This window comes from Halobacillus dabanensis (genome assembly GCF_900114165.1).
Lineage (GTDB): Bacteria > Bacillota > Bacilli > Bacillales > Halobacillaceae > Halobacillus > Halobacillus dabanensis.
This window is the reverse complement of record NZ_FOSB01000001.1, coordinates 339,266-352,565: the sequence shown is the minus strand read 5'-3', so window position 1 is coordinate 352,565 and position 13,300 is coordinate 339,266. Positions and strand designations below refer to the sequence as shown.

General features: G+C 41.9%; 15 protein-coding genes. 1 reads left to right on the top strand and 14 read right to left on the bottom strand.

Annotated elements, in window-relative coordinates; all coding sequences use genetic code 11:
- Position 1: 1 nt before the first annotated feature.
- From spoIIIAG to BMZ58_RS01750, 11 genes are all read right to left on the bottom strand, one after another.
- Positions 2-631: a stage III sporulation protein AG gene (gene spoIIIAG, locus BMZ58_RS01800; RefSeq protein WP_075034831.1), complete on the bottom strand. Its 630-nt coding sequence runs from the start codon at positions 629-631 to the stop codon at positions 2-4.
- Positions 624-1,232 (bottom strand): stage III sporulation protein AF, encoded by a 609-nt coding sequence (gene spoIIIAF / locus BMZ58_RS01795; protein ID WP_244151468.1) that lies wholly within the window; start codon positions 1,230-1,232, stop codon positions 624-626. Before spoIIIAF ends, spoIIIAG begins: the two co-directional genes overlap by 8 nt.
- 5 nt (positions 1,233-1,237) lie before the next feature.
- Positions 1,238-2,407 carry a stage III sporulation protein AE gene (gene spoIIIAE / locus BMZ58_RS01790; RefSeq protein WP_075034829.1) on the bottom strand — a complete coding sequence of 390 codons (1,170 nt, stop codon included), beginning with the start codon at positions 2,405-2,407 and terminating at the stop codon, positions 1,238-1,240.
- A gap of 22 nt (positions 2,408-2,429) precedes the next feature.
- Complete coding sequence (gene spoIIIAD, locus BMZ58_RS01785; RefSeq protein ID WP_083412471.1) at positions 2,430-2,822, bottom strand: stage III sporulation protein AD; 393 nt, start codon at positions 2,820-2,822, stop codon at positions 2,430-2,432.
- A 3-nt stretch (positions 2,823-2,825) separates the two neighbouring features.
- Positions 2,826-3,032, bottom strand: a complete 207-nt coding sequence (gene spoIIIAC, locus BMZ58_RS01780) for a stage III sporulation protein AC (protein ID WP_008637060.1) — start codon at positions 3,030-3,032, stop codon at positions 2,826-2,828.
- Between the two features lie 16 nt (positions 3,033-3,048).
- Positions 3,049-3,558: a stage III sporulation protein SpoIIIAB gene (gene spoIIIAB, locus BMZ58_RS01775; protein ID WP_075034828.1), complete on the bottom strand. Its 510-nt coding sequence runs from the start codon at positions 3,556-3,558 to the stop codon at positions 3,049-3,051.
- A complete protein-coding gene (gene spoIIIAA / locus BMZ58_RS01770; protein WP_075034827.1) occupies positions 3,503-4,480 on the bottom strand; it encodes a stage III sporulation protein AA in 978 nt (325 codons plus the stop codon). Before spoIIIAA ends, spoIIIAB begins: the two co-directional genes overlap by 56 nt.
- 338 nt (positions 4,481-4,818) lie before the next feature.
- A complete protein-coding gene (efp, locus tag BMZ58_RS01765) occupies positions 4,819-5,376 on the bottom strand; it encodes an elongation factor P (protein WP_075034826.1) in 558 nt (185 codons plus the stop codon).
- 18 nt (positions 5,377-5,394) lie between these two features.
- Positions 5,395-6,456: a M24 family metallopeptidase gene (locus BMZ58_RS01760; RefSeq protein WP_075034825.1), complete on the bottom strand. Its 1,062-nt coding sequence runs from the start codon at positions 6,454-6,456 to the stop codon at positions 5,395-5,397.
- On the bottom strand, positions 6,453-6,914 hold the full coding sequence (gene aroQ / locus BMZ58_RS01755) for a type II 3-dehydroquinate dehydratase (RefSeq protein ID WP_075034824.1): 462 nt from the start codon (positions 6,912-6,914) through the stop codon (positions 6,453-6,455). Before aroQ ends, BMZ58_RS01760 begins: the two co-directional genes overlap by 4 nt.
- A gap of 45 nt (positions 6,915-6,959) precedes the next feature.
- The gene (locus BMZ58_RS01750) at positions 6,960-7,475 is read right to left on the bottom strand and encodes a YqhR family membrane protein (RefSeq protein ID WP_075034823.1); all 516 of its coding nucleotides are present in this window, start codon (positions 7,473-7,475) and stop codon (positions 6,960-6,962) included.
- A gap of 349 nt (positions 7,476-7,824) precedes the next feature.
- On the opposite strand from BMZ58_RS01750, the gene BMZ58_RS01745 reads away from it, so the two are divergent.
- A complete protein-coding gene (locus BMZ58_RS01745) occupies positions 7,825-8,229 on the top strand; it encodes an SA1362 family protein (RefSeq protein ID WP_075034822.1) in 405 nt (134 codons plus the stop codon).
- A 165-nt stretch (positions 8,230-8,394) separates the two neighbouring features.
- Here BMZ58_RS01745 and BMZ58_RS01740 read toward each other — a convergent pair whose 3' ends face one another.
- The 3 genes from BMZ58_RS01740 to BMZ58_RS01725 form a co-directional block, all read right to left on the bottom strand.
- Positions 8,395-9,282 (bottom strand): patatin-like phospholipase family protein, encoded by an 888-nt coding sequence (locus BMZ58_RS01740; RefSeq protein ID WP_075034821.1) that lies wholly within the window; start codon positions 9,280-9,282, stop codon positions 8,395-8,397.
- A 140-nt stretch (positions 9,283-9,422) separates the two neighbouring features.
- Complete coding sequence (gene mntR, locus BMZ58_RS01735; RefSeq protein ID WP_075034820.1) at positions 9,423-9,854, bottom strand: transcriptional regulator MntR; 432 nt, start codon at positions 9,852-9,854, stop codon at positions 9,423-9,425.
- A 647-nt stretch (positions 9,855-10,501) separates the two neighbouring features.
- On the bottom strand, positions 10,502-13,075 hold the full coding sequence (locus tag BMZ58_RS01725; RefSeq protein ID WP_075034818.1) for a vitamin B12-dependent ribonucleotide reductase: 2,574 nt from the start codon (positions 13,073-13,075) through the stop codon (positions 10,502-10,504).
- Positions 13,076-13,300: the final 225 nt, after the last annotated feature.

Here is a 13,300-nt window from a genome sequence, read left to right as displayed (position 1 = left end):
CTTATTGTTTAGGCAACACAGAAATTCTGTGGGTCGGCACATCCAACACTCTAGAGACAGCTTCGACCACCCACGCCTTCACTTGCATCTGATCGACCCCCGCGGCAGTCACGAAAACCCCACTCACTTCCGGCTTGGATGTCTGGGTGAGCAAAGGAACTTCGCGATCACCTTGGCGGACGAGGACTAACTGCTGTTCTCTCGAATAATCCTCAATTTCACGTTCCCCTCCATTCTTATCGCTTTCGTTAGTCGTTTGTTTTCCTATGATCAAGTTTTTGTCATACACCTTTTTATGAGTAGACGATAGGTTAATCATGATGTCGACTGCACTTACCCCTTGTATGTTTTCAAGTAAAGGCTTCAGCTGCTTTTCATACTCCTTTTCCAATTGCGAAATCGAGTCTGTCATTTCTGGTGTTTGCGAAGCCGAAGGCGCCCCCTCAGACTGAGACCCAATGTTCTCTTCACCAAGCTCGGGTGCAGAAGGCTCATTTGGCTGGAACCAATTGCTCGTCAATATGATCAAGACTCCAATTATACCCAGTGCAATCAAATACTTCGGCTTGTTCAATTTTCTTCCATCTTTATTAGACAGAGGTTGCAACAGCTTATCCCACCATTTATTCATCCTCTTCCTCCCAGCGGATACTGATTTGTTCTTTGTCCAAGTCGAGGTAGTCAGCGATCCATTGCAACAGTTCAGGATCTTGGTCGTCTTCCTTTGTCGCCACTTCATCCATTATTGAAATCTCTACATTCTCAACAGCCTGTCTCTCTTCATCTCGAGAAAGCGTGAGGGTCAGGTTGTTCAAAGTCTCCAGACTATAAGGCTCTTCTTGGAAACTCATCTCCACATGGACAAGTGCTAAATTTTGCTCTTCTTTCAGGGGGGTCGCGAGCTCAGCAGTCAAAGCTTGGGTAACCTGTTCTAATTTATATGCATCTTGTCCCTCGAGTATTTCATTTTTCTTTGATTCTATATTTTCATCAAGAGTCTCGGCGTCCCATTGCTGTTCCATTGTTGTATTTGCATGCTGGACGAGACGTTCCGGATCAATGTTCAATATTTGCAGCAATGGTCCAAGGAAGATCAATAGGAGCAATATTGACATTACAAGTCGTGCATACTTTCTCATCACACCAGAAGGTAGCAGGGCATCCGCGACCATTGCCAATAACAGGAAGAGAACAATTTTTGTTATCCAATCTATAAAGTACTCCACGTCCATCCCCCTTATCTGACCATCATTGTAATGTTACTCGCAGCTACCATGATGACGATTACTAGAAAAAACATCATGGAGACCATTAGTAAAGCTGCAAAGATATATAGGATGTGACGACTGATGACATCCATTGCTTTGATGATCGGTCCATCCCCCAGCGGTTGCAATAAAGCAGCTGCAATCTTATAAATCAATGCTATAGCTAATACCTTAATGGCTGGAAAAACAGCGATCCCTAGTAGAATGACCACTCCGGCAATCCCTAACGTATTCTTCAATACAAGTGACGCACCGAGGATGGTATCCGTAGCATCTGTAAACAATCGTCCGACTACTGGAACAAAGTTCCCTGTAACAAAACGTGCAGTCTTCATTGTTATTCCATCCTGTACAGCTGTTACGGTCCCCTGCACCGATATGACACCTAGAAAGATGGTAAGAAAAACTCCCATGATCGCCATCCCGGTTTTTCGCAGGAGTTCAGCTAATTGATCGACTTTATACGTATCATTCAAACTCCCTACAATAAGTAATAGTGCAGACGATGCAAATAAGGGAATAAGCAAATATTTAACTATAAGCCCGCTGGATTGGACTAATGCTATAATGATCGGATGAAAAAAAGAAATCGACATCAGATGACTGAACGAAGCCATGATCCCTAGCAACAACGGGATGAGACCGATCATGAAACTGCTCATCCTCTCGATAGTTCCGAGCGTATAATCAATGACTTGATGGAAACTTTCCAATGCAAGCGTTAATAAGACAAGATAAATAACCATATAAGCGATCTTACTGACTACAGAATTTTCGAAAGCTGACTGGACCGAGTGGAGCAATGTACTGAATAATGTTAAAAATAATAAGGAAGCCAACAATTTGCCATTCACTAGTAACTCATGAAAGAAAAATTCTATAATCCCTGAGAACCAATCAGAAGATTTTACTGAGCTTTCACTTTCGATGAATTCCCGGAAGTTATTAGTATGGAAGGATGGCAAATAATCCCCATACTGTTGATTCAATTCATTCCAGTTCTCCTCCAACTCTTCTGTTGTCACATGATCCAACATTGAAGGAACAGCATCGGGAGCAGGAGTGGAAGCGAATGAGATCATAGGAAAGCTAAAATAACCGATAATAAGCAGGCAAAATAGTTTCATCAACTGTTTCATGGCATCCCTCCCGACCTTATTCCTAGGTACCTGGTATGAAGTTCAATATCGTCTCGATCACCGCCGTAACTATAGGAATTGCGAGAATTAGAATGAACAGTTTTCCAGCGAGCTCTACTTTAGAAGCAAGGGCATTTAATCCAGCATCTCTTATGAGCTGTGCTCCGAATTCAGCTATATAGGCTATGCCGATTATTTTCAGAATCGTTTTAAAATACACCGGCTCCACATTAGCTTTATCTGCCATATAAGATAATAATGTAAAAATATGTTTGACCTGATCCAGAATCGATAAAAACAGGATGATGACCGTGAACAAAAGAAGCAGGAAGGCGACGCTTGATTTTTGTTCTTGCAAGAGTAAAATCAATAAAGCCGCTACCAGCCCTAAAGATACAACTTGTATAATATCCATCGGTTACCCCTGATAGAGAAAAACCGACTTAATTTGTTGAAAAAGATCGGCAAGACGGTGCAGGACAATGAACAGTACGATGATAAAGCCTGTCAATGTCACCGCTTGCGCAATCTCTTCTTTTCCCATCTGCTTTAAAATACTGTGTATCATAGCGACAATAATTCCGACACCAGCTATTTGGAATAAGATCGTTGCATCTTGAAGCACAATGGTTCTTCCCCCTTTATATGATTAATATGATCACAAGCAATCCACTAAGGATCCCCATCCCCCTGGCCATCTTTTGGTATTGTTCTCCTGCTGCAAGAGCTTCCTGCAACTCACGATCGAGATGGTGAAGCGTCAATTGTATTTGTTTCTGCTGTTGTTCTAAATCATGTTGGCCAAGTGTGCGGCCGAACTGTATCAAGATTTCTAATTCGGTTTTCGCTAAAGCATTTAGTGACCAGTGTTTTTTTAAATGCTTGGACCATACAGAGGAAAAGTCCTCCCAAACCTCTTCCTCCTTGAGGATTTCTCTAAAAAACATGTTAATGGGCTTTGGGAGGTTTAGTGACAGATTTTCACACACTTCTATTAAGGAGGATTGTCCAAAAACCATCTCTGCTTCTATCATTTGCAAAGCATTTTTCCATTGCCTGATTTGTCCTGGCCTTTTTTTAAACCGGGAAGCAATATCAAACCCTGCCCATGTAGTGACGGTCAATATGATGACGGCTCCGATCCATTGCATCTTTCCCTCTCCCCTTCCACTGAGCGAGAACTTGTCCTGACTCATCTAACACTTCCCAAACCCCTCCTTTTCCTGGAGTCAATCGTTCTAACACGATGTAACGATCGAAGATTTTTTCTTCTAACAAAGATTTAGCTGAAGGTCTTTTTTCCACACCCGATAACCCTTGACCGTGTATGCTGCATATAACTTCTACCCCAGTAAAAGTAGCCTCACGAACGGCATCCGCATCTTTTTTCCCACCGATTTCATCGACGATTATAACCTCAGGAGACATCGATCGAATCATCATCATCATACCTTCTGCTTTCGGGCAAGCGTCCATTACATCTGTGCGATCTCCTACATCCAGTTGTGGAATCCCCCTCATGCTTGCAGCGATTTCTGAACGTTCATCCACAATCGCTACTTTAGCTGCGGAATATCCTGGACGGTGCGAACCGATGTATCGAGCTAATTCCCGGAGTAATGTTGTCTTACCTGAATGAGGCGGTCCAATGATCATCGTACTTAGCCATCGCTCATCAGAATATAAATAAGGTACCAATCTTTCCACATGACCAGAAGTCGCTTTTGCTATTCGTATATTCATGAATGATATGTGTTTCAATGTTTCGACTTGATCGTGATTTGTATTCGCTTTTCCGGCTAAACCGACTCTATGGCCACCTTCAATTGTTATGAACCCCTCTTTTAATTCGTCTTTAAATCGATAGAGGGAAAATTGACTGATCTGGTTTAGCACAAAAGATAGATTTTCTGGTGTCATGACCGGTGATCCAACCAACCTATGATGAGTGTTATCCAAAATTTCTATCGGACGCCCTACGCGTAGGCGGATTTCCTGCACTTTCTCCCAACCGACCTGTTTTTTTAAGAGTTGTTGGAAGGAAGGCGGAAACAATCGTATTATCTCCTTCATCCTCTCTTACTCCTTTATTTGGTTTACTTCATATGTATGTGCCTCTTCAACGCTTATGACAGTCGAATGATATAAAAGTAGAAGATTTTGAGAGAGCCGATAGAGGAAATAATAGAGCACTTAGTAGAAACGTTCCCTAACCTATACTCATCCTATTAAGAAATTATCTATGCAGAAGTATCGTTTAATCTTTTTGTTTCAGGGATTTTTCATTGGTTGGTGTTATCCCTTGTAGGAGAGGAGATGTTAAAGACCATATTCGATTTGGATTACAGGAGAAAAAGTCTTCAAACAAAAAAAACTTGACCCAAGGAGGGCCAAGTTCTTCATCTTACTATTTACGCACGTGACACATACTTACCATCTGTTGTACTGATCACAAGGACCTCTCCCTGGTTGATGAAGAATGGTACTTGTACAGTAAGGCCTGTTTCAAGTGTCGCCGGCTTTGTACCACCACTTGCTGTATCACCTTTAATTCCAGGCTCTGTTTCCGTTACTTCAAGTTCCACATTTTTCGGCAATTCAACACCGATGGTTTCCCCTTCATACGATTGAATTTGCACTTCCATATTTTCTTTCAAATAATTCAATTGTTCTTGGATCGTAGCTGTCGGGATTTCCACTTGTTCGTATGTTTCCATATCCATGAAGGCATGCATATCTCCATTAACATAAAGGTACTGCATCTTACGGTTCTCAATATGCGCGCGCTCCACTTTTTCACCGCCACGGAACGTTTTCTCCTGTATATTACCGTTACGAAGGTTACGAAGTTTGGAACGGACAAAAGCCGCTCCTTTCCCTGGCTTAACATGTTGGAAATCCATCACTTGCCAAATGTCACCTTCTACTTCAATTGTCAAACCTGTTTTAAAATCGTTTACTGAAATCATTTATTGTTCCTCCTTCAATTACAACGTGATTAGTTCTTTGGTAGACTTGCTTAACCGCTCATTACCTGTTTTAGTTACAATCGTATCGTCTTCTATGCGGCATCCGCCTACTTCAGGCACGTAGATCCCTGGTTCCACTGTAACAACCATCCCCGCTTCAAGGGGTACATCAGAACGGAAAGAAAGTCCAGGACCTTCATGGACATCTAGACCAATACCGTGTCCAGTAGAATGACCGAAGTATTCTCCATACCCTTTTCCTTTGATATAATCACGTGTTAATGCATCTGCCTGTTTACCTGTAATGCCCTCTTTTATTCCTTCCATACCTTTTAACTGTGCTTGTAAAACTGTGTCATAAATCTCTTTTAATTGATCATTAATTTCACCGACAGCCACAGTTCTCGTAATATCAGAACAGTACCCTTTATACAAAGCACCAAAGTCGAGTGTAACCAACTCTCCAGTTTGGATCTCCTTTTCCGATGCTACACCGTGAGGTAATGCAGATCGGTATCCGGAGGCTACAATAATATCAAAGCTGGATGATGTCGCTCCTTGCTTCCTCATGAAAAATTCCAGCTCATTGGATACATCAATTTCTTTGACGCCGGGTTTTATGTAACCGAGAATATGTTCAAAAGCATCATCGGCGATTTTAACAGCATCCTTTAATATACTAATCTCCTCTTCCGTCTTAATCAAGCGTAATTTTTCAACAATCCCGGAAGTAGGGATGAGCTCAGCGTCTAAGGATTCTTTATACTGTTCAAATTGCGTGTAGGTAACATGGTCTTTTTCAAAACCTATCCGGCTCAGATCAAGATCTGCTACTTTTTCCGCTATAGCTTTAGGCATAGGAGTTTTGTGTTCTACAATTTCAAATTCTTCCGCCTGTTCAGCTGCTTGTTCTGTATATCGGAAATCTGTGATTAGTATGGCCTGATCCCTTGTGACTAAAAGCGCACCAGAAGAGCCTACGAATCCGGAAACGTATCTCCTGTTTTTCGGGCTCATTATAAGTAGTCCATCTAATTCTTTTGAAGCGATCGCTTTTCTTAAATTGGAAAGTTTACTCATGAATCATGTCTCCCTTCACTTTCTATCTTTTGGATCATCCCCAGTGTTGCTAATCGGTATCCATCTATTCCGAATCCGACTACTTGACCTGCACAAACGGGTGCTATCATGGAGGAGTGGCGAAAAGATTCCCGGCTATGGACATTTGAAATGTGGACCTCTATGACAGGCAAGGAAACTGCACTGACAGCATCACGGATAGCGATACTATTATGCGTATAAGCAGCTGGATTAATGATAATACCTGCCGCTTCTCCGTCTGCTTCTTGAATCCAGTCCACAAGATCCCCTTCATGATTGGACTGATAAGCAACCACTTCATATCCGTGATCCCAAGCTGTATCTTTTACTAACTTGGCGACATCCTCAAGTGTTTGTTTGCCATAAGTTCCAGGTTCCCGTTTACCGAGTAAATTCAAATTCGGCCCGTTAAGCAGATACAGCCGTTTAGTCCCCATAATTCCATCCCACCGTTTCCAAAATTGTCATACACTTTAAGTTTATCATATTCTCCCTTCATTTGAATAAGAATTCGCTGTTTCATTGAATTCACGATATTCATAGGAAATGGAATACCCGATAAAAACCCCATATAATATAAATAGACACCCTGTAGTCACCCATGTGTCGCTATTCAGATCCAGAAAAGTGGGAATCGCTGGAAACACCGGGGTCAAGACTAAATACACAACAGCCCATAAGGCGATCCCGAAAAGCATTCCAGGCCAAATCCCATTTAATTTTTTCATTGTCAAATAATACAACAATGCCGTTCCTAAGGATAAAATCCCAATGATAACGACAGCTAAAACTTCTGCTAGCCATGTACCAGTCCAATCCGTCTGCCAAAATGACCTGAAAATGAATGATGCTGGTGAGACCTGTGTAAAATTAAAATAATACGCGATTGTGCCTAAACCACTCCATAAAATCCCTGCTATGAATCCTGTTATTAAAGCTTTTCCAATTACACTCTGTTGTGGCTCTTGTTGTCTTTGGTCCTTTTGTTTTTCAGCCATTTCCATCACCTCGGTCTTATTTTTAACCAACCCCTCATTTTTCATGCTAATTTCAGCGAGAGAGACTAGTGATTCTTGGCAATTTGAGGTAAAATAAAAGTCCAACCATTTATTATGTGTTCCAGTGTTTAAAATGGCACTCAAGAAGGAAATGAATTATTACTAGCATTCTTTCAGGACACAATTTATTAAATGATAGTGCATATTATATTCTATAAAGGAAACAATCTTAAATAACATATCCAATGTAGTACATCCCCATTCAATGATGAATTCTCTTTCAACAAGGGTATAGTTCCATAACAAAATATTCATAGTCGACCAATACTAGAAGGGAGGAAAACTAGTCATGCGTAATTGGATGACTCCTGTTATTTACACCTTGATTGGCCTCGCTGTCTTTTTTGTCGGTATCCAGCTATTTACAAACACGACCGGCTTTTTAACTTCGATCGTTACGATGATCGGAATTGCTGCTCTCATTTATGGAGCGATTTACTTCTTCTTCCTCCGTAACCGCGGCTTTGGTGGCGCTGCCGGTGGTGGAAACGAAATGAAGAAATACAAGCAAGCAGTCAAACAATCCAAGCAGAAATATAAACAACCAACCCCAGCCGTTAAAAAGAGTACTGTAACTAAAGCCCAATCTAAAGCTTCAGGGTTCGGGGGGAAAAATCGTAAACGGGCAAATGGACCCCAACTTCGCGTTATCGAAGGAAACAAAAGTAAAGACAAAAATCGAGCCACTTTTTAATGGCTCGATTCTTTTTATCCTGTAAATTATATTGTGAATAACCCCAGCGTCCTTCCCCTTCGGAACCTTAAGTCAATCATCTCTGTTGCATATGGTCACGTCGAGTGACGGCTTATGATTGTCAATGGTGTGCAATGATTCATGACCTTTCCGCTTTTTTGGTAGTTAACGACTCCAACGGCGCAAAAAGTCACTCGCATGTTCGTGCCCTAAATTCATCAATGCTTCCTTTTGCTCATCACTCATATCAAAATCTGTCGTTTCAACCCCATTAACCGGAATAAAAATAATATCCTTACTCATCGTCTTCGATATATATCTTGCATCATGCGCTTGTTGCATGGTTTTAAATAATGCATGAAACATTTGGATGGCATTCTTAATTTTCTGTTCGGGCAATTTATCTGGTTCATCACTAAGCTTCATCCCTATAATCGGACGCGTTCGACAACCACTCTTCTTTTCCCATATCCAAAGCGGGAAATTACTGAGCACTCCGCCATCTATAATTACGGAACGCCCTTTTTTTCCATGGATTTTAACTGGAATAAAAAAATAAGGTAACCCCGCACTCATGCGTACTGCTTTGGCTACCGAAAATGTAGCCGGATCAATACCATATACTTTCTTCAAATCATCTGGTAAGACAACGATACGTCCTAGTGTCAAATCCGAACAAATCACCTTCAGTGACCCAGGAGGAAGGTCAGCAAATGTTCGTACCCCCTTATCTTCCAGCCACTCCTCTAAAACCCTTTCCAATTGATTTCCCTTATATAACCCGAGCCGGTAATACAAAAGCAACCATTTCATGAAGGGAAATAGACGATCGGATAGGGGGACATCAACCAATTCTTCAAACGATATGCTTTTCAAACGCTCCTTCAACTCTTTCGCTGTGTAACCAGCCGCTGTCAAACATGCGAGGATTGCCCCTGCCGAGGTGCCTGCGACCCGACTGAACGAATACCCTCGTTCTTCCAGTTCTTCCAGAGCTCCGATAAACGCCAGGGCTTTCACACCCCCACCTGAAAAGACACCATCCACCTTCACGCTGCCTCACCCCACTTTACTTCATTATAAACGCTGCAGAAGTGAAATAGAACGTATAGGCAGGAGACAATTGCAAAGGAACATGATCTTTTACTCAGTCAAACAAAAAAGAAAGGCACATGCTCCCATGCACCTTTCTTTCATTCTTCATTTTGTTCTTCATTTTTCTTCTGAATTTCTCTTAATGCATCAACACGCCCTGGATTTTCATCAAAATATTGAACGAGATCGCCGATGCGGTCAATAGAGTTCCAGCTCATATGATGTTCAATTCCTTCTACATCCTCATAGATATTATCATGGTCCACACCGATGATTTCCAGGAATTGTTCAAGCAACTCATGGCGATAAACAAGCCTTTTTCCGACCTTCTTCCCTTTGGGTGTTAAAATGAGCCCACGATATTTCTCATAGTTCAAATATTGATCACGATCGAGTTTCTGCACCATTTTTGTAACGGAAGACGGATGCACCTGAAGGTTTTCAGCAATGTCAGATACTCGTGCATATCCTTTATCTTCTATTAGTATATATATTTGTTCAATATAATCTTCCATGCTAGGTGTCGGCATGTTGAACCCCCAATACCCTATCTTTATGTAAAAGCTCGCATTTTTTAAAATTCAGAGGGGTATCCCTCTTTTAAACGTTTTTATAGCATATGTTTCCACATGCAAATGATACACTAGTTTCTCCCCACTGACAAGCAAACCCAAGTCATACACTCGTGTTTCTAATGAGAATCGTTCAACAGCAGTATTCTGGGAAGACTTAGTTTCGAGACTTTTGTATAAAGTGGATGGAGCTGTGGGGAATGACTCGCTTTCCGTGGGAGCGCGGTGAGCCTTCTCGGCTGCCTCCTGTGGGGTCTCACCAAGCACTCTTTTCCCGTTCTTACACCTGAACGGACCTACATTTAAAAAAAGTTTACATAAGCCATATGTGTGCTATTCAGCTCCAGTGCCTAGCGGCTAGTGAGACTCCCCTCGCTTCTGTACGATAAGTCAACATCGAATCGCTACGCTCTTCGTGTTTCCTTTATCTCCTCCTTCCCAACCATCCCTGACGCCCTACACGGCAACGAACCCCGCAAGCATCTCGGAACTGGGGATTCAAGAATTGTAACTCTAATGGAATAAGGAGGATTACAGGAGTTTAACATAATCATTTTATAAAAAGAAGCACCGGATTATATACATCCGGTGCTTCACTCATATTATTACAAACCACATTTCAATTGGGCATTACAATTGGTACAAGTGTTACAGCCTCCGATATCTTCGACTGTTCCTTGGCGACAAACTGGACATGTATCACCGACTTCAGATCCAATGGTTACATTCGTCTTATCTAATTCTTGAATCGTATCCATCAAAACAACATGAGGTTTCTTTTCTTCGGCTTCAAACAACTCCGTTTGCTCTCCATCAAAATCGTTTTCCTCTGCTTTCAGAGAAAGTACCTGGCTATCACGACTTCCGTCAACGTAGACGGTGCCTCCTTTAGCCCCACCACGGTATAGGCGCTGGTAGACACGCTCCACTTCTTCGACCGTGTACCCTTTTGGCGCGTTGACGGTTTTCGAAATGCTGCTGTCCACCCACCGTTGAATGATACATTGTGTATCAGCATGAGCTTCAGGGCTCATCGTCATAGCTGTTACGAACCATTCTGGCAAATTATTAGAGTCCTGGTCCGGGTGTGCATCCAAGTATTCCTGTAAAATATCTGCTTTTACTTCAATGAACTTTCCGAGACGTCCACTTCGGTAATAGGAGAAGGAGAAATAAGGCTCGAGCCCTGTGCTCACCCCTACCATCGTACCTGTACTTCCTGTCGGTGCGACTGTGAGCAAGTGGGAGTTACGAATTCCATAAGTGAGCACATCCTGACGAATATCTTCCGGCATTTCTTTCATATAACCCGTATTGATAAATCGCTCACGCAGTTCCTGAGTTTCTGCGTCAGTTTTTCCAACTAAGAATGGGAAGCTTCCTTTTTCTTTCGCAAGCTCTATTGATTCACGATAAGCCGTAGTCGCTATTGTTTCAAAGATTTCGTCCACAAGCTGATTACCTTCCTGCGAACCATAAGTCGTTTCGCAATAAATGAGGAGGTCATGAAGCCCCATGACACCAAGACCAATACGTCGTTCTCCTAAAGCCTGTACCTTGTTTTCTTCAAGGAAATATGGTGTTGCGTCAATGACGTTGTCCTGCATGCGCACACCCCGACGCACGGTCTGCTCAAGTCGTTCATAATCGACTTGTTTATTTTGCTTATCTGCAACACTAGCCAAATTGACTGCTGCAAGGTTACAAACAGAATAAGGTGCAAGTGGCTGCTCACCACATGGATTGGTGGCTACAACCTTCTGACCATATGCTGTCGCATTCGTTTTCTCATTGGCATTATCGATAAAGAAAATACCTGGCTCAGCAGAATAGGTTGCACAAATATTAATTAAATTCCAAAGCTCACTCGCTTTTACTGTACGATACGTACGAATACCAAAACCACGCTCAGCCCATTCACGGACATCGCCACTTTGATGCCATTCTTCGTTGTATTTAGCCATTTCATCTTTGGTATAATTTTCTACATCTGGAAAGCGCAGCTGATATTCCGTGTCATTCTCTACGGCATCCATGAATTCTTTTGTAATACAAACTGAAATATTAGCACCAGTAAGAAATTCGGAATTGTGGACCGTATACGTCCCACCTAAATGCAGCTTTTCTTCCGCTTCCTGAATGCTTTGATCTGTAAAGCCACCTTGACCTTGAATATGTTTATAATTCACAACACTTTGATATAAATCTTTTTCTGTTTCTGTAAGTGGCGTAAATTTCAACTTGTCTTTAGCTAGTTGTTTAATCACTTCATCCTCTGTATTTTCAATAAGAAATCGGAGGATTCTTGGGTTTTGCATCTTTGAAATGATAAATTCCAAAATATCGGGGTGCCAGTCTGCTAACATGATCATTTGAGCACCACGCCTGGAACCTCCTTGTTCAACGAGGTGTGTAAGCTTGGCAATATCATCGAGCCAAGATACAGAACCCGAGGATTTTCCGTTCACCCCACGTGCAAGCGTATTCCTTGGGCGGAGTGTCGAACCGTTTGTACCCACACCACCCCCGCGGGACATAATCTCCATCACTTGTTTACGGTGGTCAGAGATTCCTTCACGAGAGTCCTGAATGAAAGGCATGACATAGCAGTTAAAATAGGTCACATCTGTTTGTGAACCCGCTCCGTATAATACTCTACCTGCTGGAATGAAATTTAATTCAGACAATTCCTCGTAGAACTCTTTAAAGCTCTGTTGTTTCCGTTCTGGGTCTGTTTCCACTTCTGCCAGCCCTGTAGCGTTCCGAAGCGCTATTTGCTCGTAGTACACTTCCAGCGGCTTATCAATCGTATCCAGGTTACGAGTGATCAAACCTGTCTCGCGCTCATTCTCATGATCAAGAACATTCACAAACTCATCCTCAACCCGAACAACAGCTTGATGAGATTCCCAGTTTATCGACTGTATGAATCCGAAGCCCCTTGCCGGAAATTTAGGATCATCTTTGACTGTAAGAACAACAAAGTCCCCTTCTGACAAGGTCAATTTTTCCGTATCCTTAAAAGCATACCTGTCCAACATAACAAGTCTTGAAACACCCTTGTGAGTTATGGACATAGAATCAGTAATTTCATGTACTTGAGGAAACTGCCTGATATCTGCATTCAGGCGCTCCACATTAATTTTCAGTTGACCATCTGTGGAGGTTTTTAACTGCATTATGCATCTCTCCCTTATATAGAAAAGCTATAGCTTTTTTGCATTTGATATATGTAACATACCACATATACAGAAAAATAATCAATATATTGTGTTTACCTAATTTTCTGTCACCATATATTGTATTGTTGAACAATCATGTAGAACTTTGTCAATTTATGAATCATGAGAAATCAGCCAAAAAATAAAGCGATCAAAAGAAAACCCAGCCTATTCTGTTTCTCT